Genomic DNA, 23,848 nt, shown 5'->3' with positions numbered 1-23,848 from the left:
CGGGCACGGACACGCGGGCCGTCGCCCTCGTGGGCACCACCCTGTTCGCGGGCCGGGCCGCCGACGGCTCCCGGGCCCGCGGCCTGCCGCGGCGGCACCGGCGGTGGCGGTGCGGCGGTGCGGCGGTGCGGCGCCGGTCTAGCTGTCCAGGCCGATCGCGAACGCGGCTTCCAGGTCGTGCTGGGAGTAGGTGCGGAACGCGACGTGCGTGTCCGTGCCCTGCACGCCGGGGATCTTGCTGATGCGGCCGGGGATGACCTCGGCGAGGTCCTCGTGCCGGGCGACCCGGACCATGGCGATCAGGTCGTAGGTGCCGGTGACCGAGAAGACCTCGCTCACGTTCTCCAGCGCGGCGATCCGTTCGGCGATCTCGGGGATCCGGTCCACGCTGGTCTTGATCAGGACGATCGCGGTGATCACGGTTGTCTCTCTCCCTCGGTGACCGGAGCCGGTGCGTCCTTCACTCTAGTCGCCCGCCCGTCACCCGCCGCTGTGCCCTTCGCGCCCTTCCTCCTGCCGTAGCGCACCCACGCGTAGCCGAAGCCCAGGCCGAAACCCACCAGGTGGGCGAGGTAGGCCACCCCGGGCCCGTCGGGCGCGCGCTCGGCCGCCAGCCACTGCAGGGCCGCCCAGCAGGGCAGCACGACCCAGGCCGGGAAGCGCAGCGGCAGGAAGAACAGGAACGGCAGCAGACTGGTCACCCGCGCACGGGGGAACAGGTACAGGAAGGCTCCGAGGACCGCCGAGACCGCACCGGAGGCGCCGACCAGCGACTCTCCGGAGGCGGCGTTGGCCACCGCGTAGCCGAGCAGGGCGCCGCAGCCGCAGCCGACGTAGAAGAGGGCGAACTCCACCCGGCCCATCCGTTCCTCGGTCATCGCTCCGAAGACGAAGAGGAAGAGCATGTTGCCGAGCAGGTGCACCCAGCTGCCGTGCACGAACAGCGCGGTGGCCGGGGTGAGCGCGGCCCCGGCCGGCCCGTCGAACAGCTCGGCCGGGACCACCCCCCAGCGCCGGAAGTACGCCCGCTGCGCGGCGAGCAGCGCGTCCCCGGTGCCGTACCCCGGGACCAGCCCGGAGGCCGGGCCGAGGGCGAAGAGCACACAGCACAGGGCGATGAGGCCGTATGTCACCGGCGCCGGGGTGTCCCGGACCGCTCTGAGGGTCCTGCCGGCCGCCGTGCTCCTGGAGCTGATCATGACTACAGAGCATGACGTAACGGGACGCAAGCTGACAGACCGCCTCGCCGCACGGAAGGGACAGGCGGCGGGCGCCCGCCAGGCCGTAGGGTTACGAGCCACACGCGTCGGGGAGCGGCGCGGACCGACACGAGAAGGAAGCGGACCAGCGCGATGACGGTTCCCCTGCCGACTGCCACGACCCGGTGGCGCTGCACCCTCTGCGGCAACCTCACCCGTTTCGACGTGACCCGCTCGTCGAAGGTCGTCGAGTTCACGCACCTGGACCTGGCCGGTGAGCCGACGGTGGAGGAGCGCGAGGTGGTCAGTGAGACCATCGAGTCGGTGCGCTGCCGCTGGTGCAACGCGGTGGACCAGGTGGAACTCGTGGACAGGCCGGGCGCCGGCTCCTGAGCGGAGCGGCCCCCGGAGAGACATTTTCGTATTGGGGTGTGTGACGGATGGTGGAGACCGCAGGCGGGGGGCCGGGCGACGGCACCGCTGAGGTGCTTGACCGTCCGCTGCCCGACGGCGTGCGCCGGCGGGTCGTACAGATCGTGTCGGACGGCTTCGGCGGGCTGACCCTGTCGGAACTGCCCGCCCAGCTCAGGCAGTACGCCAGGTTCGCCCCGAACCGCCGGGCGAAGTTCGCCGGGAACGCGATGGCGGCGGCGCTGGAGACGGACGCGCTGTTCCGGCAGCGGATCGGCGAGCGGTTCCGGGAGGCGCAGCCGGAACTCGCCGGGGCCCTCGACGCCGGCTCCCCGCCCCCGGCCGCCGACCCGCTCGACGTGGCGGCCGCGGCCTACGTGCTGCGCCCGGCGGGCTGGGTGAAGCTGGTCACCGCGGCCGGCGAGGAGGCCCAGCGCGCGGACGCCGAGCGGGCCGGCGAGGAGAGCCGGGCCGAGCTGGAGCGGCTGCGCGCGGAGCTGGCGCAGGCCCGCGAGCACACCCGGACCGAGACCGAACGGCTGCGTACGGAGCTGGAGTCGGCGCGGAAGGAAGCGGAGTCGCTGCACCGCAAGCTGCGCGCCGCGCTCAGCGACGTCAAGCGGGGCGAGGCCGCGCTGCGCAAGGCGCACGGCGAGATCGACGCCGTACGTGCCGAGGCGCACGCGCGGGTGTCGGCCGCGGAGAGCGAGTCCCGGCGGCTCAAGGCCCGCCTCGGCGAGGCCGAGGCGGCGCTGGAGGCCACCCGCCGGGCGGCCCGGGAGGGCCGCAGCGTGGAGGACATGCGGGTACGGCTGCTGCTGGACACCCTGCTGGACGCGACCCAGGGACTCAGGCGCGAACTCGCCCTGCCGCCGGTGTCGGTGCGCCCGGCCGAGACGGTCGACGCGGTGGAGCCGGGCCGGATGACCCCGAAGGACATCGCGGCGCGCGCCCTGTCGGAGAACGACCCGGCCATTCTCGACCAGTTGCTGGCGCTGCCGCAGGCGCACCTGGTCGTCGACGGCTACAACGTGACCAAGACCGGCTATCCGCAGATGCCGCTGGAGAAGCAGCGGCTCAGGCTGCTGGGCCAGCTCTCGGCGCTCGCCGCGCAGACGGGGGCCGAGGTCACCTGTGTCTTCGACGGTGCCGAACTGGCCGCGCCGGTCCTGCTCGCGCCGCCGCGCGGGGTGCGGGTTCTGTTCTCGAAGCCGGGCGTGACCGCCGACGAGCTGATCCGGCAACTGGTGCGCGCCGAGCCGCCGGGACGCCCCGTCATCGTCGCCTCCACCGACCGGGAGGTGGCCGACGGGGTTGCCAAGGCGGGTGCCCGGCCGGTGGCTTCCGCGGTGCTTCTGAAGCGGTTGTCCTGAAGGTGCCACGAAGGCCCAGCAGGCGCCGATAACGCCCGAATTGGCCGCCTCGACACGCGACGCAGGGTCAGTCGTGTCTCACTGCACGTGAGTTGTGTGCAAAGAATGCATGGCGTGACGGGTTTTTTTGCCGTGAGGATTTGAACTGATCACAACTAGGTCACTAGGGTCTGGCTCGAACCTCCGAACGGGTGATCACTCTCAAGAAGGAGTTCTCCCTCCGTGGCGTCCCATCGTCGACCCAAGCAGCCGAGTCGCACCCGCGTGACCGTGCTGACCACCGCAGCCGCCGCTGCCGTCGCGCTCAGCGCGAACGCCGCCAACGCCGCTCCCAGCGAGAAGCTGAGCAAGGACGAGGTGAAGGCGAAGGTCGACAAGCTCTACGAGCAGGCCGAGCAGGCGACCGAGAAGTACAACGGCGCCAAGGAGAAGCAGCAGAAGCTGCAGAAGGAAATCTCCACCATCCAGGACAACGTCGCCCGCGGCCAGGAGGAGCTCAACAAGCTGCGCGACGGCCTGGGTTCGCTGGCCACCGCCCAGTACCGCTCCGGCGGCATCGACGCCTCGGTCCAGCTGTTCCTGTCCTCGAACCCGGACGACTACCTCGACAAGGCGTCCACGCTCGACCAGTTGAGCAGCCAGCAGGTCGACGCGCTGAAGAAGATCCAGGACAAGCAGCGCGAACTCGCCCAGGAGCGGGCCGAGGCCACCGAGAAGCTCAAGGACCTCTCCGCCACCCGCACCGAACTGGGCAACAAGAAGAAGGAAGTCCAGGCCAAGCTCGGCGAGGCGCAGCGGCTGCTGAACACCCTGACCGCCAAGGAGAAGCAGCAGCTCGCCGAACAGGAGCAGAAGCGCGCCCAGGAGAGCCAGGAGCGCGCCAGCCGCTCCACCGGCACCGGCGAGCGTCCCGACCTCGGCGGGTCCCTGCCCGGCTCCGGCCGGGCCCAGGGAGCCTTCTCCGCCGCCCAGACCAGGCTCGGCTCGCCGTACGTCTACGGCGCCACCGGCCCCTCCTCCTTCGACTGCTCGGGCCTGACCTCCTGGGCCTACGCCCAAGCCGGCGTCTCCATCCCGCGCACCTCCGAGGCGCAGTCCCAGATCGGCACGCGGATCACCTCGGTCAGCGACCTGAAGGTGGGCGACCTCGTCTTCTTCTTCAACGACCTGCACCACGTCGGCCTGTACGCGGGCAACGGCCAGGTCCTGCACGCCCCGCGCACCGGCACGGTCGTCCGGTACGAGTCCATGAACACCATCGGTGGTCCGTTCATGTGGGGCGTGCGCGTCTGACACCCCGCGACACGCGGACCCGGTAGCGCCCGAACGGGCGAATCGCCGGGACCGGAATTGACCCCACGCCCCGCCGGTGACCTGCGTCAGCGGCGGGGCGTCAGCATGTGTTGACGCCGAGGTCTTTGGTCCGGGCCCCCGCGCGCGGCTACTGTCTGCCGCGTTTCCCGGCGCCGGGGCCTCCCCGTCCCCGGCGCCGGGGCAACGGATCAGACGTCCGCCAGCAGAAGGACTGCCGTGGGGTCCCATCGCCGCCTTGCACCGTCCGGATTCGACCGGGGCGCCGCCGCCCTGTGCGTGCTGTCGGCCGCGGCGGCACTCGGCGCCGCACCGGCGCACGCGGCGCCGGACACCGGCGGCCGTGCCGAACTGGACCGGCTGTACGCGCAGGCCGAGAAGGCCACCCAGGACTACGACGAGGCCGCCGAGCGCACCGGTGAACTGCGCCGGCGGCTGCGCCTCACCCAGGACCGCCTGGCCCGGCAGCAGCAGCGCGTCAACGACCTGCGGGAACAGCTCGGTTCGCTGGCCGGCGCGCAGTACCGGTCCGGCGGCCTCGACCCGGCCGTGGCCCTGTTCTTCTCCGCCGGACCCGAGGACTACCTGGACAAGGCGGCCCTGCTCGACCGCCTCGGCGCCCGCCAGGCCGGCCGGCTGGGGGAGTTGCGGTCCGCGCTGCGCGAACTCGCCCAGGAGCGCGCGGAGGCCGATGACGCCCTCGCCGAACTGGAGCGCGGCCGCCGGGCCGTGGCCGCCCACAAGCGAGCCGTGGAGCGCAAGCTCGCCCGGGCCCGGCAGCTGATCGACGCCATGTCCGCGGGTGAACGCGCCGCCCTGGACCGGGCCTCCCGCGGCAGCCGCCCGGACCTGCCCGGTCCGGCCGCCGCCGACGCACCCGACGGCCGGGCCGCAGCCGCCCTGGCCGCCGCCCGCGCCGCCCTCGGCCGCCCCTATGTGTGGGGCGCCAACGGCCCGGCGGGCTTCGACTGTTCGGGGCTGACGCAGTGGGCGTACGCGCACGCCGGCATCCGGCTGCCGCGCACCTCGCAGGAGCAGCGGTTCGCCGGCCGGCGGGTCCCGCTCTCCCAGGCCCGCCCCGGCGACCTGGTCGTCTACCGCTCCGACGCCAGCCATGTGGCGCTGTACGCGGGCCACGGCCAGGTCATCCACGCGCCCTATCCCGGTGCCCCGGTGCGGTACGACCCGGTCGGCATAATGCCGGTCTCCTCGGTCACCCGGCCCTGACCGGGCCGCGCGCCGTACCATCGGGAAGTGGCTGGTCGCGGGCGGGCGTGGAGGATCGGAGCCGTAGGGCTCGCGCTGTTGCTGCCGCTCACCGGGTGCGAGGGGCGGCCGGCGGCCGATCCGGTGCGCACCGAGGTGCAGCGGATGCTGGACCGGCGCTCGGCCGCGCTGCTCGGCCGCGACGAGCAGGCGTACGCCGAGACCGGCACCCGCGCCCAGTACGCCCGGCTGCGCGCCCTGCCGCTGGCCTCCTTCGCCTACCGGGTCACCGCCGTGCGCCGCACCCCCTCCGGGGCCACCGCCGACGCCGAGTTGAGCTACCGCGTCGCCGGCTACGACAAGGCCCCGGTAGACGCCCGCCGCACCCTCACCCTGGGCCGCACCGCCGACGGCCACTGGTACGTGGCCACCGACCGGCCCGCCCGGGAGGCCGGGCAGCAGCTGTGGGACCAGGGCACGGTGAGCGCCGTCCGGGGCGCGCACAGCCTGGTGCTCGGCACCGGCGGCCCGGCCGGCCTCTCCGGGTTCGCGCGGCTGGCCGACCGGGCGGTCCCGGCCGTCTCCGGGGTGTGGGGTACGCGCTGGAGCCGCCGGGTGGTCGTCCTCGTCCCCGAGTCGCTGGCGGGCATGGCGGCCCTCCTCGGCGCGCCGGCCGCCGACTACAAGGGCATCGCGGCGGTCACCACGGGCGAGGCGGGCGGCTCGGGGCGGGCGCCCGCGGACCGGGTGGTGGTCAACCCGGAGGCGTACGCGATGCTCGGCGACGCCGGCAAGCAGATCGTCCTCACCCATGAGACGACCCATGTGGCCACCCGGGCGGACACCACCGCCGCCACCCCGCTGTGGCTGTCCGAGGGCTACGCCGACTGGATCGGCTACCTGGGCACCGGCCGCACCCCGGCCGAGGCCGCCCCCGAACTGGCCCGCGCGGTCCGGGAGGGCGAGGTGCCCCGGGCCCTGCCCGCCGACAAGGACTTCGGCTTCACCAGCGACCCCGTGCAGCTGGCGCGGGCCTACGAGAGCGGCTGGCTGGCCTGCCGGATGATCGCCGAGCAGTGGGGCGCGGCCCGGCTCGGCGCCTTCTACCGCGCGGTCGGCGCCCACGCCGAACGCCCCGGCGCGATCGAAAAGGCCCTGCGCGAGGTCCTGGGCACCACCCCGCAGGCGTTCACCGCCCGCTGGCGGACGTACGTCACGGCCCAGTTGCGCTGAGCGGGCCTACGCCCCGCCGAGCACGCCGATCGCCTCCCGCAGCCAGGCCCGTTCGGCCTGCCCGGTGGCCCGGGCGACCCGCAGCACACCCTCCCGGAACAGGTCCCCGGCCTCCTCGGCGCGCACCGGCTCGCCGTCCCGGTAGAAGAAGCTCGCCGGGGTGTCGAGGAAGTCCAGCCGGCGGCGCAGGACGGCGGCCTGCGCGGCGGGGTCGTCCAGGTGGCGCAGGAAGGTGAGGACCGTGTTGAAGCGGACCTGGTCGGTGATCTCCGCCTGCTTGGGGTTGCGCAGCCGCTCCAGCAGCTCCGCGCGGCCCTTCGCGGTCAGCGACAGCACCCGGCGCGGGGCGGCGCTCGCGCCCTCCTCGCTGTGCTGGTCGAGCAGACCGGCGGCGACCAGCCGGTTGATGGCCGGGTACAGCGCGCCGTCGCTGACCGGGCGGACGTGCCCGCTGAGGGCCTTGATGCGCTCCTTCAGCTCGTAGCCGTGCAGTGGTTCCTCGGCGAGGAACCCCAGGATCGACAACTCCAGCACGTGCGCTTCCTCCTCGCGGCCCGCTCGTTGCGTGGAACCCGCCCCCATGCTACCTCTTATCGAGCTACCTCGAATCGTGGTAGCTCGATTCGAGGAACCTGAGGAGTCGGCGTATGAACGCCCACGGCAAGCAGCTCGTCACCCTCGCCGCCCCCGTCTACCTCTCCCTGCTCGCCTCCGTCGCCTCCGGGATCATCAACACCGTCTGGGTCTCCCGGCTCGGCGGCCCCGCCGTCGCCGCTGTGGCCGTCGCCACCAACACCGAGAACGTGCTGCTCGGCGTGGCCCTCGTCTTCGCCTCGGGGACGACCGTGCTGGTGGCACACGCGCGCGGGGCCCGGGACCCGGCCGCGCTGCGCTCCGCGATCCGTGCCGGCCGGGTCCTGTGCGCCCTGATCACGCCCGTGGTCGCGGTGGGCGGCTTCCTGCTGCGCGAGCCGCTGGCCGCCCTGGTACTGGGCGGCGCCGAGGGTACGGCCACGCGCCTGGCCGCCGCCTACTTCGCGATCTCCCTGCCCGGCATGGCCGTCTTCTTCGCCCAGCAGCTCGTCGACGGCATCCTCAAGGGCACCGGCGACACCCGCACCCCCATGCGGCTCGCCCTGCTGGCCAACGGGCTGATCCTGTTCTGCGACCCGGTGCTGATCCACCTCTACGGCGTCCGGGGCGCCGCCGCCTCCACCGTGCTGTGCCGTGCGGTGGCCCTGGCGGCCGGGCTGCGTGCGCTGCGCCGCGCCGCGCTGCCGCGCTCCGGAGACGGGGCCCGGCCCGCCGAGGGCACCCGGGCCGCCTTGCGCCGCACCCTCACCACCGGGCTGCCCATGGCCGCCGACTTCACCGTGCGGCAGGGCGGGGCCCTCGTGCTGGTGGCGATCGTGGCCCGGCTCGGGGTGACGGCGGTGGCCGCCTACTCGATCGCCTACAAGGTCCTCTACCTCGCCACGATGGCCTTCTACGCCGTACGCCAGGCCGCGGCCATCCACACCGCGCACACCCGGGGCGCCGGCCTGGACGCGCGCCGGGACATAGGGCGCCAGGCGGTGCTGCTGTCCGGCGCGCTCGGCCTGCTCGCCGCCGTCCTGTTCGCGGTCACGGCCCCGTGGATCACGGCCGCTTTCGGAGCCGGTCCCGAAGTGGCCGGCCAGAGCGTGCTGTTCCTGCGCTGCACGGGCCCGTACCTGCTGCTGATGGCCTGCTTCATCGCGCTCGGCGGGGTCTTCGAGGGCAGCGGGGCGGCATCCGCGCTCATGTGGGTCACCCTGCTCGGCACCGCCGTCCAGCTCGCTCTGGCCTCCGCGCTCCGCGGGGCCGGCCTGCCCGGGATCTGTCTGGCGATGGCGCTGGCGATGGCCGTGCAGTGCGCGGGCCTCGTGGTGCCGGCGAGGCTGGGCCGGGGTCAGGAGGAGAGCGGGGCCCGGGTGGTGCGGGTGGGGTGAGGGGGTGGCGGGGTGGCCGGGCGGGGCGGGACCGTCGCGCGCCACAGGCGGCGGGCCGCGGTGAGGGTGGCCGCGACCAGCAGGCCGTTGCGCAGCACCAGCAGCGTGATGCCGTAGCCGTCGCTCAGCACCACGTGCGAGAAGCCGAGCGGGAACTCCAGGACCGTCAGGAAGGACGCCCCCGTGATCATCAGTGCGGGCCCGCCCATGCGGCTCGCCCGGTGCGTCAGGCACACGGCGGCCAGGCCGACCAGCCACACCAGGTACTGCGGGCTGATCACCCGGCTGGTCACCGTGAACAGCAGCACCGCCGTCAGGGCCGCGTCGGCGAGGACGGCGCCCGTCAGCTCCCTCGCCCGCAGCCGCCACAGCAGCAGCCAGCCGAACGCGGCCCCGGTCAGCGCCAGCGCGGCCGTGCTCACCACGTTCACCCACGGGCCCAGGAACTCGATCGAGCCGTAGTTCAGCAGCACCTCGCCGCGCCAGCCGAAGTGCCGGGCCACGTGGAAGACCAGGGCGCCCAGCGACTCCACCTCGGTGCCCCTGTCCCGCTGGAAGGTCAGGAACGCGAACGCGCCCGGCACGGACACCGCGAACAGCAGCGCGACGCCCGCCCCGGTCACCGTCGCCGACACCCACGCCCGCCGCCGGACGGCACCGGCCAGCAGCAGCGCCGGCCACACCTTCACCAGCGCCCCGACCGCGGCCAGCGCCCCCAGTACCCGCGGGTGCCGGGCCCCGGCCAGCAGCGCCGCCACGGCGACGGCGGTCACCATCAGGTCGTAGCGGGCGTACACCGTCGGCCCGAGCAGCGGCACGCCCGCCACCCACACCCAGGCCCCGCGCGGGGACCGGCCGGGCCGCCCGCCCGCGTACGCCAGCAGCGCCAGCACCACGGCGTCGGACAGGCACGCCAGGACGAAGAAGGCGTGCGCGTACGACAGGAAGGGCAGGACGGCGGGGGAGAGGATCGCGAGGGCCGCGGCGGGCGGGTACTGCCAGGTGACGTCGTCCAGCGGAAACGTTCCCTGGCGCAGCACCTCGTACCAGCCGCGGTAGATCACCGACACGTCCGTGGTGACGTCCGGGCCCGGGAAGACGTGGACCCGGAACACGAACAGCAGCAGCGCCGCGCGGGTCACCGCCCAGGCCGCGAGCAGCCACAGCGGGGACCGTCCGGCGCCCTTGGTGTCCACGTGATCCCCTGCCGTTCGAATCCGCTCGAATCCGTTGCGAGCGACCATGATGTCCCCCGATCCTGTGCGCGTGCCACGGACCCGGCCGCGCCCGGCCGGGTACGGCCCGTTCGGTAGGGTCGGCGGCGATGCGAAAGACCCTGATCGTCACCAACGACTTCCCGCCCCGGCCGGGCGGCATCCAGGCCTTCCTGCACAACATGGCCCTCCGCCTGGACCCCGGCCGGCTGGTCGTCTACGCCTCCACCTGGAAGCGCGGCCGGGAGGGCGCCGAGGCCACCGCGGCCTTCGACGCCGAGCAGCCCTTCACCGTCGTCCGCGACCGCGCCACCATGCTGCTGCCCACCCCCGCGGCCACCCGGCGCGCGGCCGGGCTGCTGCGCGAGCACGGCTGCACCGCGGTGTGGTTCGGCGCCGCGGCTCCCCTCGGGCTCATGGCGCCCGCACTGCGCAGGGCCGGCGCCGGGCGGCTGGTGGCCACCACCCACGGGCACGAGGCCGGCTGGGCCCAGCTGCCCGCCGCCCGGCAACTGCTGCGCCGGATCGGGGAGTCCACGGACACGCTCACCTACCTCGGCGAGTACACCCGCTCCCGGATCGCCACCGCCCTGACCCCGCAGGCGGCCGCGCGGATGGTGCAACTGCCGCCGGGCGTGGACGAGAAGACCTTCCACCCCGGCTCCGGCGGCGACGCGGTCCGCGCGCGGCTCGGCCTCACCGACCGGCCGGTCGTCGTCTGCGTCTCCCGGCTGGTGCCGCGCAAGGGCCAGGACACCCTGATCCGGGCCATGCCCCGCATCCTGGCCGCCGAACCGGACGCCGTCCTGCTGATCGTCGGCGGCGGCCCCTACGAACGCGACCTGCGCCGCCTCGCCCGGGAGACCGGTGTCGCCGGCTCGGTGCGCTTCACCGGCGCCGTGCCCTGGTCCGAACTGCCCGCGCACTACGGCGCCGGCGACGTGTTCGCCATGCCCTGCCGCACCCGGCGCGGCGGCCTGGACGTGGAGGGCCTCGGCATCGTCTACCTGGAGGCCTCCGCGACCGGCCTGCCCGTCGTCGCGGGCGACTCGGGCGGCGCCCCCGACGCGGTCCTGGACGGCGAGACCGGCTGGGTGGTCAGGGGCGGCGAGCCCGCCGAGGCCGCCGACCGCATCGTGACCCTCCTCCAGGACGCCGGACTGCGCCGGCGGATGGGCGAGCGGGGCCGCCGCTGGGTGGAGGAGAAGTGGCGCTGGGACCTGCTGGCGGAGAACCTGAAGGCTTTGCTGTAGTGCAGCGCCCCGAAAGGGGCGCGAGGAACGGCGCGAGCAACCACGTAACACGGGAGGCCGCCGACGTACCGCACCCGGCACCCCGGACGGCGCCGTCGGCTACTTGGCGTAGATCGCCTCGATCTCGTCCGCGTAGTCCTTCGCCACCACGCTCCGCTTCAGCTTCAGCGACGGCGTCAGATGCCCCGACTCCTCCGTGAACTGGGCGGACAGCACACGGAACTTGCGCACCGACTCGGCCTTGGACACCGCCGCGTTGCCGTCGTCCACCGCCGCCTGGACCGCCGCGAGCAGGTCCGGGTCGTCCTTCAGCGACGCCGCCGTGGAGTTCGCCGGCTTGCCGTGCTCGGCGGCCCAACGGCCCAGGAACTCCTCGTCGATGGTGACCAGCGCGCCCACGAACGGCCGCCCGTCGCCCACCACCATGCACTCCGCGACCAGCGCGTGCGCCCGGATGCGGTCCTCGATCACCGCCGGGGCCACGTTCTTGCCGCCCGCCGTGACGATGATCTCCTTCTTCCGGCCGGTGATGCGCAGGTAGCCGTCCTCGTCCAGGGTGCCGATGTCACCGGTGTGGAACCAGCCGTCGGCCAGTGCCTCCGCCGTCGCGCCCGGATTGTTCCAGTACTCCTTGAACAGGTGCTCGCCGTGCAGCAGCACCTCGCCGTCGTCCGCGATCCGCACCACCGAACCGGGCAGCGGCTGCCCGACCGTGCCGATCTTCTGCCGGTCCCACGGGTTGAACGCGGTCGCCGCGCAGGACTCGGTCAGGCCGTACCCCTCCAGCACCGTGAAGCCGATGCCCCGGAAGAAGTGGCCGAGCCGTTCGCCGAGCGGGGCACCGCCGGAGATGGCGTACTCGCCCCGGCCGCCGAGGACCGCGCGCAGCTTGCCGTAGACCAGCTTGTCGAAGAGCTTGTGCTTCAGCCGCAGCCCGAACGACGGGCCGGACGGGGTGTCCAGCGCCCTGCTGTAGGCGATCGCGGTGTCCGCCGCCTTGTCGAAGATCTTCCCCTTGCCCTCGGCCTGCGCCTTGGCGCGCGCCCCGTTGTAGACCTTCTCGAAGACCCGGGGCACACCGAGGATCAGCGTCGGCCGGAACGCGGCGAGTTCGTCGGTGAGGTTCTTGATGTCCGGGACGCAGCCCAGCTTGATCGGCGCCATCATCGGCGCCACCTGCACCAGCCGCCCGAAGACATGGGCGAGCGGCAGGAAGAGCAGCACGGAGCACTCACCGGTGCGGAACAGCGGACGCAGCCGCTCCACCACGTTCCCGCACTCGGCGAAGAAGCTGCGGTGGGTGAGCACACAGCCCTTGGGGCGCCCGGTGGTGCCGCTGGTGTACACGATGGTCGCCGGGTCGTCGGCCCGGGCGAGCGAACCGCGCTCCTCCACCGTCTCGTCCGACACGCCCTGGCCGAGCCGGCCCAGCTCGGCCACGGCCCCGGACTCGATCTGCCAGACGTGCTTCAGCGCGGGCAGCGACTCGCGCACCGACTCCACGGCCGCCGCGTGATGGTCCAGCTCCACCACACAGGCCGTCGCGCCCGAGTCGGACAGGATCCAGCGCACCTGCTCCGGCGAACTGGTCTCGTACACCGGCACGGTGACGGCGCCCGCGCTCCAGATCGCGAAGTCCAGCAGCGTCCACTCGTAGCGGGTCCGGGACATCAGGCCCACCCGGTCGCCCGGCTGCACCCCGGCGGCGATCAGGCCCTTGGCCGCGGTGCGCACCTCGGCCAGGAACTCCCGGGCCGTCACGTCCTGCCAGACCCCCTGCGACTTGCGGGCGATGACGGCGACGTCGGGATGCTGCGCGGCGTTTCTGCGGACGATATCGGTCAGATTTCCGTCCGCAGGGACCTCGTACAAAGCCGGAAGGCTGAACTCGCGCAAGACTGCTGCTCCTCATAGGGCGCCGACGCCACGACGTTGTGCGATGCGACGGTGCGGTCCAAGGCTCGGGCAGGTGCTCGGGTCTTCGGTGGCTGAAATCCGAGCACGACTGGACTGCCCGGACGTTACCCGCCGGTATGGCGTCTACGACAGGGGGTCCCGGTGAGATGTTCGGTGCGTCACACACCCGGGCTCTCCTCCGCGCACAGTAGTCCACGGCTCCGCCGACCGGCGAGTAACCGCAGGCCGGACCGCCACTGTTCACCTCCACCCCACACGCCTACGCTTGATCACCATGGCATCCACACGCACCGGCAACCGGCGGACCCGGGTCCACGTGGTCAGCGACGTGCACGGCAACGCCCGCGACCTGGCCCGGGCGGGCGACGGTGCCGACGCCCTGATCTGCCTGGGCGACCTCGTCCTCTTCCTCGACTACGCCGACCACTCGCGCGGCATCTTCCCCGACCTGTTCGGCAAGGAGAACGCGGACCGCATCGTCGAGCTGCGCACCGCCCGCCGGTTCGCCGAGGCCCGCGAGTTCGGCGCCCGGCTGTGGGGCGGTATCGGCACCGACCGGGCCGCCGCCATCGAGAAGGCGGTGCGCCGGCAGTACGAAGAGCTGTTCGCCGCGTTCCCCGCCCCGACGTACGCCACCTACGGCAATGTCGACATGCCGCAGCTCTGGCAGGAGTACGCCCGGCCCGGCACCACGGTCCTCGACGGGCAGCGGGTGGAGATCGGCGGGTGGACCTTCGGCTTCGTCGGCGGCGGCCTGCGCACCCCGATGCGCACGCCGTACGAGATCGGCGACGAGGAGTACGCGGCGAAGATCGAGGCCGTCGGCGAGGTCGACGTGCTGTGCACCCACATCCCGCCCGAGGTGCCCGAACTCGTCTACGACACCGTGGCCCGCCGCTTCGAGCGGGGCAGCCGGGCCCTGCTGGACGCCATCCGCCGCACCCGGCCCCGGTACGCCCTTTTCGGCCATGTGCACCAGCCGCTCGCGCGCCGGATGCGGATCGGCGCCACCGAGTGCGTGAACGTCGGCCACTTCGCGGGCACCGGCACCCCCTGGGCACTGGAGTGGTGAGGCACCGCAGGTGGGGTGAAGGCGGCAGGTCGGCGGCGCGGTAGCCTTCACGCTGCACACACGTGCGCGGCCCGGCGCACACACGACCTCTCCCACACGGCGCGCATCCGGAGGAGCCACGGCGATGGCGGAACACACCAGTTCGAGCATCACGATCGGGGCGGCCCCCGCCGACGTCATGGCGGTGATCGCCGACTTCGCGCGCTACCCGGACTGGACCGGCGAGGTGAAGGAGGCCGAGGTCCTCTCCAGCGACGAGCACGGCCGGGCCGAACGGGTCCGCCTCGTCATGGACGCCGGCGCCATCAAGGACGACCAGACCCTCGCCTACACCTGGCACGGCGACCACGAGGTCTCCTGGACCCTGGTCAAGTCCCAGATGCTGCGCTCCCTGGACGGCTCCTACCTGCTCAAGCCGGCCGGCCGGGACGCCACCGAGGTCACCTACCAGCTCACCGTCGACGTCAAGATCCCCATGCTGGGCATGATCAAGCGCAAGGCGGAGAAGGTCGTCATCGACCGGGCGCTGGCGGGCCTGAAGGAGCGGGTCGAGTCCCTGGGGAAGTAACTCCCCGAGGTTTTCCGGGGAAGTGACTTCCCGAGGCTCCCTGGGGAAGCAGCCCCCGAAGCCTTGCGCGGCTCCCCGACGCCCCGGAGCGGGGCCTCCCCGGTCTTCCCCCCGCCCCCGACGGTACGGTTCAGCCTCATGCGCACCCTCCTGATCATGGGCCCGGGCGGCAGTGGCCGGACGACCGTCGCCGCGGCCACCGCGCTCACCTCCGCCCGTGCGGGCCACCGCACCCTCCTGCTGAGCGCCGACCGCACCGACACCCCGGGCGCGGCCCTGGGCACCCCGACAGGACCGGCCCCCGCCGAGGCCGCGCCGCACCTGACCGTCTGGCGCCCGGACGCCGCCGAAGGCTTCCGCCGGGACCTCACCGCCTTCCAGACCCGCGCCGAGAACGTCCTCGACCTGCTCGGCGCCGCCCGCCTGGACGCCGAGGAGGTCACCCCGCTGCCCGGCGCCGAGGAACTGTCCTTCCTGCGCGCCCTGCGCCACGCGGCCCTCTCCGAGCGCTACGACCTGCTCGTCGTGGACCTCCCGCCGCTCCCGCGGGCCCTCGCCCTGCTCGCCCTGCCCGAGGAACTGCGCCGCTATCTGCGCCGCCTGCTGCCGCCCGAGCGGCAGGCCGCCCGTGCCCTGCGCCCGGTCCTCGGCCGGCTGGCCGGCGTCCCCATGCCCGCCGAGTGGCTCTACGAGACGGCGGCCCGCTGGGACGTCGAACTGGCCGCCGTCGAGGCCGTCCTCACCGACCGGGCGACCGGCGTACGCCTGGTCGCCGAGCCCGGCCCGGCCGGCGCCGACGCCCTGCGCACCGCCACCCTGGGCCTCGCCCTGCGCGGCCTCGCCACCGAGGCCCTGATCGCCAACCGCACCCTGCCGGAGACCGCCGGTGACGCCTGGCTCTCCGCACTGACCGCCCAGCAGCGCAAGACGCTCGGCGAGTGGCGCGAGGCGTACGACGTCCACCCCGTCCCGCACCTCGGCCGCGACCCGCAGGGCGGTGACGACCTCACCGCGCTCGCCGTGCCCGCCGTCAATCCGGGGACCGCCCCGGTCGAGTGGCCCGTCACCGACCGGATCGCCGAGGACGGCGTGCTGGTCTGGCACCTCCCGCTGCCCGGGGCGATACGGGACGAACTGGACCTCGTCCGGCGCGGCGACGAACTCGTGATCACCGCGGGCCCCTTCCGCCGGATCGTTCCGCTGCCCTCCGCGCTGCGCCGCTGCACCGTCGCCGGAGCCGGACTGCGCGACGGCGAACTGCGCGTCCGGTTCGCCCCGGACCCGGACCTGTGGCCCGTCGCCGGACGGTGAACCGGGCACGCCCGTTCGGGTAACGTCGTAAGGGCGAACCGTAGTCAGGAGTCCGCCATGAGCGAAGAGAGCCCCGCACACGAGCCGCCGCCGGAGCGGGCGACCGACGCCGACGCCTGGGCCACGGCCTGCGCCGAGGACCTCGCCGCCGAGCAGGCCCGCCGCCGCGCCGAGCACGGACCGCCGCCCGGCTCGGCCGCCGAGGAGCTGAAGAAGCTGGTGGACGCCGTCGCCGACAAGCTGTCCGACCTGCGCTCCCCGCTGCTCGGCGGCCTCGCCGGACCGGCCGCCCAGCAGATGGTGCGCCAGGCCGTCCAGCAGGCCAAGGCCGCCGTGGAACCCGTCATAGAGCGCAACCCGGACGTCTTCGACCATCTCGCCGCGGCCGGCGGCGAACTGCTCGCCGCCTACCGCTCCGCCGTCCAGGGCCAGGAGCGGCGCTGGACCGAGCGCACCTCCGACCCGGCGGGCGACCGGCCGGACCGGGGCGAGGGGGGCGCGGGCGCGGGTCCGGGGGAGCGCATCGACCTGGACTGACGCCCTGCCGCGGCGGGGCCTCGGGTACGGTTGGCCGTAGCGGGGCTCGACCGAAACTGAGGGATTCATGGGACTCACCATCGGCGTCGACATCGGCGGCACGAAGATCGCGGCCGGCGTGGTCGACGAGGAAGGCAACATCCTCTCGACCTTCAAGGTGCCGACCCCCACCACGCCCGAGGCCATCGTGGACGCCATCGCCTCGGCGGTGGAGGGTGCGCGGGCCGGGCACGAGATCGTCGGCGTGGGCATCGGCGCTGCCGGTTACGTCAACCGCCAGCGCTCCACGGTGTACTTCGCGCCCAACATCGACTGGCGCAACGAGCCGCTCAAGGAGAAGGTCGAGGCCCGCACGGGCCTCCCGGTCGTGGTCGAGAACGACGCCAACGCCGCCGCCTGGGGCGAGTACAAGTTCGGCGCGGGCAAGGGCCACCGCAACGTCATCTGCATCACGCTCGGCACCGGCCTCGGCGGCGGCATCATCATCGGCAACAAGCTGCGCCGCGGGCACTTCGGCGTGGCGGCCGAATTCGGCCACATCCGGATGGTCCCGGACGGCCTGCTGTGCGGCTGCGGCTCGCAGGGCTGCTGGGAGCAGTACGCCTCCGGCCGCGCCCTGGTCCGCTACGCCAAGCAGCGCGCCAACGCCACCCCCGAGCGCGCCGAGGTCCTCCTCGCGCTCGGCGACGGCACCCCGGACGGCATCGAGGGCAAGCACATCTCCATGGCCGCCCGCCAGGGCGACCCGGTGGCCGTCGACTCCTACCGCGAGCTGGCCCGCTGGGCCGGCGCCGGCCTCGCCGACCTGGCCTCCCTCTTCGACCCGTCCGCGTTCATCGTCGGCGGCGGCCTCTCCGACGAGGGGGACCTGGTCCTCGACCCGATCCGCAAGTCGTACAAGCGCTGGCTGGTGGGCGGCAACTGGCGCCCGGTGGCCGACGTGATCGCCGCCCAGCTCGGCAACAAGGCGGGCATGGTGGGCGCCGCGGACCTGGCCCGGGAACCCGACCCGGTCATGTAGCACCCGCGGGGCGCGGGGAACGGCGCGACCGGCGGTCGCCCCTGACCTCGTGCCCCGAGCCGCGGGGCGTACATTGATCCACATGGCGCTGCTCCCCGACTCCGCAACAGAGCCCGACGGTTCGGCCACCATCCGCGTCCTGAGCTACAACATCCGCTCGATGCGCGACGACACCGCGGCCCTCGCCCGAGTGATCACCGCCTGCGCCCCCGACCTGGTCCTGCTCCAGGAGGCCCCCCGCTTCTTCCGCTGGCGCAAGAAGCTGGCGCGGCTCGCGGCGGCCTCCGGCCAGGTCATCCTCACCGGAGGCGGCACGGCGGCGGGCCCGGCGATCCTGTGCGGCCTGCGCGCCACCGTCGAGCGCACCGAGGACGTCCTGCTGCCCCTCACCCCGGGCCTGCACCGGCGCGGCTTCGCCACGGCGGTGGTCCGCTTCGGCGGCGCCCGCCTCGGCGTGCTCAGCTGCCACCTGTCCCTCCAGCGGGAGGAGCGCTACGACCAGGGCGGGATGCTCCTCGACCGGCTCGCCGGACTCGGGACGGAGCACGCGGTCGCGGGCGGCGACCTCAACGAACGCCCCGACGGCCCGGCCTTCCGCCGCCTGGCCGCCGGCCTGACGGACTGCCGTACGGCCGCGCCCTGGGGCGGCGAGTTCACCTCCACCCCCGCCGACCCGCACCAGCGCATCGACGCGATCTTCGCGACCAAGGGCATCGAGGTGCTCGGCTGCGGGGTGCCGCTGGACCAGCCGGGCGTGCGCGAGGCGGACCTGCGGGCGGCCTCGGACCACCTCCCGGTGCTGGCCGCCCTGCGCGTCCCGGCGGCATAGGAATTCCGGGCCGTCCCGGCGTCGCAGCCGTCCCGGCGGCACACGGCCTCGGGCCGGCCGGCTCAGACGACCGCCCCGCGCCCGGGGTCGTCGTCCTCCTCGTCGTCGGTCCGCATCCGGGCCACCAGCGTCACGAAGCCGCCGAGGAAGCCGCCGATCCCGAGGGTCGCCAGCCACCAGGTCATGTCCCAGCGCAGCAGCACCGCCAGCAGCAGCAGGACGGGCCCGCCGACCACACCCAGCCAGGCGAACCGGGCGGTGGTGTCCGCGGTCGGCAGCGGCGGCGGCTCCGGCGGTACGAAGTGGCCCTCGTCGTCCTCGTCGAAGTCGTCGTCGGAGGGCTCGGCCGGTCTGAAGTCGCGCGGGCCGACCCCGGGCGCGAAGGACACCGAGCCGCCCAGCGGACGCGGGGGCGGCTCCTCGCCCCCGGCGTCCTTGCCGGTGTCCGGCGCGGCGTTCTTCTCCAGCAGCGCCAGGTCCTCCACGGCCTTGAACGGCCGGGCGCCCGGCGGGTCGGGCGGCTCCTCGCCGTACCCGGCCACGATGGCCCGCCAGGCGGCGTCCTCGTCGAAGCGCCCCTCCTGCCGGTGCGGCTCGCGGGCCTGCGGGCCGTCGTGGGACTCGCGGCCGGTGCCTTCGTCCCGGCTGTCGCGTCCGTCCCGGTCCTCGCGGCCTTCACGGCCTTCACGGTCGGAGTCGTGCTCAGCCAACTGCGGCCGTCCCTTCCTTGCCGACACTGGGCGCGAGCCGGCCGATGAAAGCGAGGCTCTCCTCGAAGATCCGGTCCGCGTCCACGTCCAACGTCGCCACGTGGTAGCTGTGTTCCAGCACGATCTCCGTGACGTCCCGGGACGACACCCGGCTCAGCACCCGCGCCGGGTCGGCCGCCGGGACGATGTGGTCCTCGGCGCTGCGCAGCAGCAGCAACGGCTGGGTGACCTGGGGCAGCTCGCCGTCCACCCGGCGCAGGAAACGCCGCAGCGAGTGCGCCGCGTGCAGCGGCACCCGGTCGTAGCCCAGCTCCGCCGCGCCCGGCTTGGCGATGTCGCCGGCGACGCCCTTCGTCGAGCGGACCAGGTGCCGGGCCACCGGCAGGGCGTACGCCGACAGGCCGTGCACCTTGTTCGCCGGGTTGACCACCACCGCGCCCGCCACCCGGCCGCCGTGCCGGGCCGCGAGCCGCAGGGCCAGCGCCCCGCCCATCGACAGGCCCGCCACGAACACCCGGGAGCAGCGGTCGGTGAGCGCGCGCAGTTCGCGGTCCACCTCCGCGTACCAGTCCTGCCAGGTGGTGAGCTGCAGGTCCGTCCAGCGGGTGCCGTGACCGGGCAGCAGCGGCAGGGACACGGTCAGCCCGTGGGCCGCGTGGTGCTCCGCCCAGGGGCGCAGCGACTGGGGTGAGCCGGTGAAGCCATGGCAGAGGAGGACACCCACCTCGCCGCCCTCGTGGCGGTACGGCTCTGCTCCGGGGAGAACTGGCATGTGCTTCACCGTACGCGACCGCACCGACACCGACCAGGGTCGTCGGGTTCATTGCCGGTCCTTGGGGTTAAGGTCTTGCCGACGGAAACAGGAGGCACACGGGTGTTGTACGGCACGATGAAGGTCGCCATCGGCGGGCCGCTGAAGGTCGCCTTCAGGCCCTGGGTGGAGGGCCTGGAGAACATCCCGGCCACCGGCCCGGCCATCCTGGCCAGCAACCATCTGTCCTTCTCGGACTCCTTCTTCCTGCCGGCCGTGCTGGACCGCAAGGTCACGTTCATCGCCAAGGCCGAGTACTTCACCACCCCGGGCGTCAAGGGCCGGCTCACCGCGGCCTTCTTCAAGGGCGTCGGCCAGCTCCCGGTGGACCGCTCCGGGGCGCGCGGCGCCGGTGAGGCGGCCGTGCGCAGCGGCATCGAGGTGCTGGAGCGCGGCGAGCTGTTCGGCATCTACCCGGAGGGCACCCGCTCGCCCGACGGCCGGCTGTACCGGGGCAAGCCCGGCGGCCTGGCCCGGGTGGCGCTCGCCACCGGCGCGCCCGTCATCCCGGTCGCCATGATCGACACGGAGAAGATCCAGCCGCCCGGCCAGGTGGTGCCGAAGCTGATGCGGCCCGGCATCCGGATCGGCGAGCCCCTGGACTTCAGCCGCTACCAGGGCATGGAGCACGACCGGTTCGTGCTGCGCGCGCTGACCGACGAGGTCATGTACGAGATCATGAAGCTGTCCGGCCAGGAGTACGTCGACATGTACGCCACCGCCGCCAAACGGCAGATAGCCGAGGCCGCCAAGGCGGCGAAGGCGGCGAAGGAAGCGGAGAAGGCGGGGAAGAAGCAGGCCGGGCAGTAGCCGGGGGAGTCGGGGGGAACCGGGGGCATGCCCAAGCGCGAACGCGTCATGCGGATGTCGGTCGAGCTGCCGCTGTGGCGCGCGCTCGCCGGCTACCGCGTCCTGACCATGCTGTACGCCATCGGCCTGTGCGCCACCGCCTACGACCGGTTCACCCGGCCCTGGGTCGCCGTCGCCTACTACGCCGTCCTGGCCGTGTGGACCCTGGCCACCCTGCCCAAGGTGTCCGGCGCGGCGAGCTGCACCCGGCGCTTCCTGGCCGCCGACCTGGCCATCGCCCTCGCCGGCATCCTGCTCACCCCCCTCGCCGACAATCACCAGCGGATCGCGAGCGGCGGCCCCACCCTGCCGTCGATCTGGACCGCCGGCGCGGTGCTGGCCTTCGCCGTCAAGGGCGGCTGGCGCTGGGCGGCCATCGCCTCCACGGCCGTGGCCGCGGCCAACCTGATCGAGCGCGGCCACCCCGCCCGGGACACCGTGCACAACGTGATCCTGGTCTGGGTGGCCTCCATCGCCATCGGCTACGTCGTGGAGGTGGCCCGCGCCTCCGAGCGCACCCTCGCCCGCGCGCTGGAGATCGAGGCAGCGACCCGGGAGCGGGAGCGGCTGGCCCGGGACATCCACGACAGCGTGCTCCAGGTGCTGGCGATGGTGAAGCGCCGGGGCGCGGCCCTGGGCGGCGAGGCGGCCGAGCTGGGCCGGCTGGCCGGGGAGCAGGAGGTGGCCCTGCGCACGCTGGTCTCGGGCGGCCTGGTCCCCGTCTCCCGGGTCTCGGAGGACCTGGCGGAGGGTGCCGTGGTCCGCGCGGTGGAGGAACCGGACGACGACGGTCCGCTCGATCTGCGCGCCCTGCTCGCGCCGTACGCGGGCGCCCGGGTGAGCCTGGCCGAGCCCGGCGCCCCGGTGCCGCTGTCGCCGGACGCGGCCCGTGAGGTGGCCGCCGCGGTCGGGGCCGCGCTGGACAACGTACGGGCGCACGCCGGGGAGGGGGCGCGGGCCTGGATCCTGGTGGAGGACGAGCCGGACGAGATCGTCGTCACCGTCCGGGACGACGGCCCCGGCATCCCCGAGGGCCGGCTCGCGCAGGCCGAGGGCGAGGGCCGGCTCGGGGTGGCCCTGTCGATCCGGGGCAGACTGCGCGACCTCGGCGGCGGTGCCGAGATCCTCTCCGTGCCCGGGCAGGGCACGGAGGTCGAACTGAAGGTACCCAAGGGCGCCGTGCGGGCGCGGGGGAAGAAGGCGGAACGGTGATGACTGAGCGGCAGGACCCGATCAAGGTCATGGTGGTCGACGACCACCCCATGTGGCGGGACGCGGTCGCCCGGGACCTGGCCGAGTCCGGGTTCGAGGTGGTCGCCACCGCCGGCGACGGCGAGCAGGCGGTCCGCCGCGCCAAGGCCGCCGCCCCCGACGTGCTGGTGCTGGACCTGAACCTGCCGGCCAAGCCCGGTGTCCAGGTGTGCAAGGAACTGGTGGGTCACAACCCGGCGTTGCGGGTCCTGGTGCTGTCGGCGAGCGGCGAGCACGCGGACGTGCTGGAGGCCGTGAAGTCCGGTGCGACCGGCTATCTGCTGAAGTCGGCCTCCACCGAGGAACTGCTGGACGCGGTGCGCCGCACCGCCGTCGGCGACCCGGTGTTCACCCCGGGCCTGGCCGGGCTGGTCCTCGGCGAGTACCGGCGGCTGGCCGCCGAACCCGCGCCCGCCGCGGACGCCGACGAGCCGGGCGCCCCCCGGCTGACCGACCGGGAGACGGAGGTGCTGCGGCTGGTGGCGAAGGGGCTGAGCTACAAGCAGATCGCCGAACGCCTCGTCATCTCCCACCGCACCGTGCAGAACCACGTCCAGAACACCCTCGGCAAGCTCCAGCTGCACAACCGGGTGGAGCTGGTCCGGTACGCCATAGAGCGCGGACTCGACGAGGAGTAGGGCGCGCACAGGGCGCATCCGCCGTCCGCCCCCGAATCACCCTTCTCGCCTATCCCGGTGTGACCTGAATCACCATTAGCGTGACCAAACGTCAGGTAACCGCGGCGAAGGGACATTTCCATGCGGGTCGGAGTACTGACCGGAGGCGGCGACTGCCCCGGGCTCAACGCCGTCATCCGGGGCGTCGTCCGCAAGGGCGTGCAGGAGTACGGCCATGACTTCGTCGGCTTCCGGGACGGCTGGCGCGGTCCCCTGGAGAACGACACCGTCCGTCTCGACATCCCCGCCGTGCGCGGCATCCTGCCCCGCGGCGGCACCATCCTCGGCTCCTCCCGGACCAATCCGCTCAAGGTGTCCGACGGCATCCGCCGGATCAAGGACAACCTGGCCAAGCAGGAGATCCAGGCGCTCATCGCGATCGGTGGCGAGGACACCCTGGGGGTCGCGGCACGGCTGTCCGACGAGTACGGCATGCCCTGCGTCGGTGTGCCGAAGACCATCGACAACGACCTGTCCGCCACCGACTACACCTTCGGCTTCGACACCGCCGTCAACATCGCCACCGAGGCCATCGACCGGCTGCACACCACCGCGGAGTCCCACATGCGGGTGCTGGTGGTGGAGGTGATGGGCCGGCACGCCGGCTGGATCGCCCTGCACTCCGGACTGGCCGGCGGCGCCAACGTCATCCTCATCCCCGAGCAGCGCTTCGACGTCGACCAGGTCTGCGAGTGGGTGACCTCCCGGTTCCGGTCCGCCTACGCGCCGATCGTGGTCGTCGCCGAGGGCGCCATGCCGAAGGACGGCGAGATGGTGCTCAAGGACGACTCGCGGGACTCCTTCGGGCACGTCCGGCTGTCCGGGGTGGGGGAGTGGCTGGCCAAGCAGATCGAGAAGCGCACCGGCAAGGAGGCGCGCACCACGGTCCTCGGGCACGTCCAGCGCGGCGGCACCCCCAGCGCCTTCGACCGCTGGCTCGCCACCCGCTTCGGCCTGCACGCCGTCGACTGCGTGCACGAGGGGGACTTCGGCCGGATGGTCGCCCTGCGCGGCACCGACATCGTCCGCGTCCCCCTCACCGAGGCCACGGCCCGGCTGAAGACCGTCGACCCCCGGCTCTACCAGGAGGCCGGGGTCTTCTTCGGCTGACCCCCGGGGGGACGG

Annotated in this window: 24 protein-coding genes; 17 read left to right on the top strand and 7 right to left on the bottom strand. The window is 73.6% G+C overall.

Annotated features, from left to right (window positions below; translation table 11 throughout):
• Positions 1–138: 138 nt before the first annotated feature.
• Together Srubr_RS08345 and Srubr_RS08340 are read right to left on the bottom strand one after the other, a co-directional pair.
• Positions 139–420: an Lrp/AsnC family transcriptional regulator gene (locus tag Srubr_RS08345; RefSeq protein WP_189996533.1), complete on the bottom strand. Its 282-nt coding sequence runs from the start codon at positions 418–420 to the stop codon at positions 139–141.
• On the bottom strand, positions 417–1,199 hold the full coding sequence (locus tag Srubr_RS08340) for a rhomboid family intramembrane serine protease (RefSeq protein ID WP_189996534.1): 783 nt from the start codon (positions 1,197–1,199) through the stop codon (positions 417–419). Before Srubr_RS08340 ends, Srubr_RS08345 begins: the two co-directional genes overlap by 4 nt.
• Positions 1,200–1,352: 153 nt before the next feature.
• Between Srubr_RS08340 and Srubr_RS08335 the strand changes: the two genes are divergently transcribed.
• The 5 genes from Srubr_RS08335 (at position 1,353) to Srubr_RS08315 (ending at position 6,733) form a co-directional block, all read left to right on the top strand.
• Positions 1,353–1,592: a hypothetical protein gene (locus tag Srubr_RS08335; protein ID WP_189996535.1), complete on the top strand. Its 240-nt coding sequence runs from the start codon at positions 1,353–1,355 to the stop codon at positions 1,590–1,592.
• Between the two features lie 47 nt (positions 1,593–1,639).
• On the top strand, positions 1,640–2,983 hold the full coding sequence (locus tag Srubr_RS08330; protein WP_189996536.1) for an NYN domain-containing protein: 1,344 nt from the start codon (positions 1,640–1,642) through the stop codon (positions 2,981–2,983).
• Positions 2,984–3,205: 222 nt separating this feature from the next.
• Complete coding sequence (locus tag Srubr_RS08325) at positions 3,206–4,276, top strand: C40 family peptidase (RefSeq protein WP_189996537.1); 1,071 nt, start codon at positions 3,206–3,208, stop codon at positions 4,274–4,276.
• A 237-nt stretch (positions 4,277–4,513) separates the two neighbouring features.
• Entirely contained in the window at positions 4,514–5,521 is a 1,008-nt protein-coding gene (locus Srubr_RS08320; protein ID WP_189996538.1) for a C40 family peptidase, read from the top strand.
• Between the two features lie 27 nt (positions 5,522–5,548).
• The gene (locus Srubr_RS08315) at positions 5,549–6,733 is read left to right on the top strand and encodes a hypothetical protein (RefSeq protein WP_189996539.1); all 1,185 of its coding nucleotides are present in this window, start codon (positions 5,549–5,551) and stop codon (positions 6,731–6,733) included.
• Positions 6,734–6,739: 6 nt separating this feature from the next.
• On the opposite strand, the gene Srubr_RS08310 is transcribed toward Srubr_RS08315, so the two are convergent.
• Positions 6,740–7,267, bottom strand: coding sequence for a PadR family transcriptional regulator (locus Srubr_RS08310; protein WP_189996540.1), 528 nt, complete (start codon positions 7,265–7,267; stop codon positions 6,740–6,742).
• Between the two features lie 113 nt (positions 7,268–7,380).
• On the opposite strand from Srubr_RS08310, the gene Srubr_RS08305 reads away from it, so the two are divergent.
• Complete coding sequence (locus Srubr_RS08305; protein ID WP_189996541.1) at positions 7,381–8,703, top strand: MATE family efflux transporter; 1,323 nt, start codon at positions 7,381–7,383, stop codon at positions 8,701–8,703.
• On the opposite strand, the gene Srubr_RS08300 is transcribed toward Srubr_RS08305, so the two are convergent.
• On the bottom strand, positions 8,664–9,899 hold the full coding sequence (locus tag Srubr_RS08300) for a glycosyltransferase family 87 protein (protein WP_229926738.1): 1,236 nt from the start codon (positions 9,897–9,899) through the stop codon (positions 8,664–8,666). The genes Srubr_RS08305 and Srubr_RS08300 overlap by 40 nt on opposite strands.
• Before the next feature lie 128 nt (positions 9,900–10,027).
• Here Srubr_RS08300 and Srubr_RS08295 point away from each other — a divergent pair, with 128 nt between their 5' ends.
• Positions 10,028–11,170: a glycosyltransferase family 4 protein gene (locus tag Srubr_RS08295; protein ID WP_189996543.1), complete on the top strand. Its 1,143-nt coding sequence runs from the start codon at positions 10,028–10,030 to the stop codon at positions 11,168–11,170.
• Between the two features lie 99 nt (positions 11,171–11,269).
• Here Srubr_RS08295 and Srubr_RS08290 read toward each other — a convergent pair whose 3' ends face one another.
• Positions 11,270–13,066, bottom strand: a complete 1,797-nt coding sequence (locus tag Srubr_RS08290; RefSeq protein ID WP_189996544.1) for an AMP-dependent synthetase/ligase — start codon at positions 13,064–13,066, stop codon at positions 11,270–11,272.
• 295 nt (positions 13,067–13,361) lie between these two features.
• Here Srubr_RS08290 and Srubr_RS08285 point away from each other — a divergent pair, with 295 nt between their 5' ends.
• The 6 genes from Srubr_RS08285 (at position 13,362) to Srubr_RS08260 (ending at position 18,425) form a co-directional block, all read left to right on the top strand.
• Entirely contained in the window at positions 13,362–14,159 is a 798-nt protein-coding gene (locus Srubr_RS08285; RefSeq protein ID WP_189996545.1) for a metallophosphoesterase family protein, read from the top strand.
• A gap of 124 nt (positions 14,160–14,283) precedes the next feature.
• Complete coding sequence (locus Srubr_RS08280; protein WP_189996546.1) at positions 14,284–14,727, top strand: SRPBCC family protein; 444 nt, start codon at positions 14,284–14,286, stop codon at positions 14,725–14,727.
• Between the two features lie 138 nt (positions 14,728–14,865).
• Complete coding sequence (locus Srubr_RS08275; RefSeq protein ID WP_189996547.1) at positions 14,866–16,038, top strand: ArsA family ATPase; 1,173 nt, start codon at positions 14,866–14,868, stop codon at positions 16,036–16,038.
• Between the two features lie 57 nt (positions 16,039–16,095).
• Positions 16,096–16,575, top strand: coding sequence for a DUF5304 domain-containing protein (locus tag Srubr_RS08270; protein WP_189996548.1), 480 nt, complete (start codon positions 16,096–16,098; stop codon positions 16,573–16,575).
• Between the two features lie 67 nt (positions 16,576–16,642).
• Positions 16,643–17,596 (top strand): ROK family glucokinase, encoded by a 954-nt coding sequence (locus tag Srubr_RS08265; RefSeq protein ID WP_189996549.1) that lies wholly within the window; start codon positions 16,643–16,645, stop codon positions 17,594–17,596.
• Between the two features lie 82 nt (positions 17,597–17,678).
• Entirely contained in the window at positions 17,679–18,425 is a 747-nt protein-coding gene (locus Srubr_RS08260; protein WP_189996550.1) for an endonuclease/exonuclease/phosphatase family protein, read from the top strand.
• Positions 18,426–18,487: 62 nt separating this feature from the next.
• On the opposite strand, the gene Srubr_RS08255 is transcribed toward Srubr_RS08260, so the two are convergent.
• Both Srubr_RS08255 and Srubr_RS08250 read right to left on the bottom strand, forming a co-directional pair.
• Positions 18,488–19,135 (bottom strand): hypothetical protein, encoded by a 648-nt coding sequence (locus tag Srubr_RS08255; protein WP_189996551.1) that lies wholly within the window; start codon positions 19,133–19,135, stop codon positions 18,488–18,490.
• Positions 19,128–19,907, bottom strand: a complete 780-nt coding sequence (locus tag Srubr_RS08250; RefSeq protein WP_189996552.1) for an alpha/beta hydrolase — start codon at positions 19,905–19,907, stop codon at positions 19,128–19,130. The genes Srubr_RS08255 and Srubr_RS08250 overlap by 8 nt, the downstream gene beginning before the upstream one ends.
• Positions 19,908–20,009: 102 nt before the next feature.
• Between Srubr_RS08250 and Srubr_RS08245 the strand changes: the two genes are divergently transcribed.
• The 4 genes from Srubr_RS08245 to Srubr_RS08230 all read left to right on the top strand — a co-directional run bounded on the left by Srubr_RS08245 (position 20,010) and on the right by Srubr_RS08230 (position 23,833).
• Entirely contained in the window at positions 20,010–20,756 is a 747-nt protein-coding gene (locus Srubr_RS08245; RefSeq protein ID WP_229926739.1) for a lysophospholipid acyltransferase family protein, read from the top strand.
• Positions 20,757–20,783: 27 nt separating this feature from the next.
• A complete protein-coding gene (macS, locus tag Srubr_RS08240) occupies positions 20,784–22,007 on the top strand; it encodes a MacS family sensor histidine kinase (protein WP_189996553.1) in 1,224 nt (407 codons plus the stop codon).
• A complete protein-coding gene (locus tag Srubr_RS08235) occupies positions 22,007–22,684 on the top strand; it encodes a response regulator (protein ID WP_030783339.1) in 678 nt (225 codons plus the stop codon). Before macS ends, Srubr_RS08235 begins: the two co-directional genes overlap by 1 nt.
• Positions 22,685–22,804: 120 nt before the next feature.
• Entirely contained in the window at positions 22,805–23,833 is a 1,029-nt protein-coding gene (locus Srubr_RS08230) for a 6-phosphofructokinase (protein WP_189996554.1), read from the top strand.
• Positions 23,834–23,848 lie beyond the last annotated feature (15 nt).

It is taken from the genome of Streptomyces rubradiris (genome assembly GCF_016860525.1).
In the GTDB taxonomy this organism is placed as follows: Bacteria; Actinomycetota; Actinomycetes; order Streptomycetales; family Streptomycetaceae; genus Streptomyces; species Streptomyces rubradiris.
Note: the sequence above shows the minus strand (reverse complement) of the source record. Positions and strands in the feature narration are given on the sequence as shown.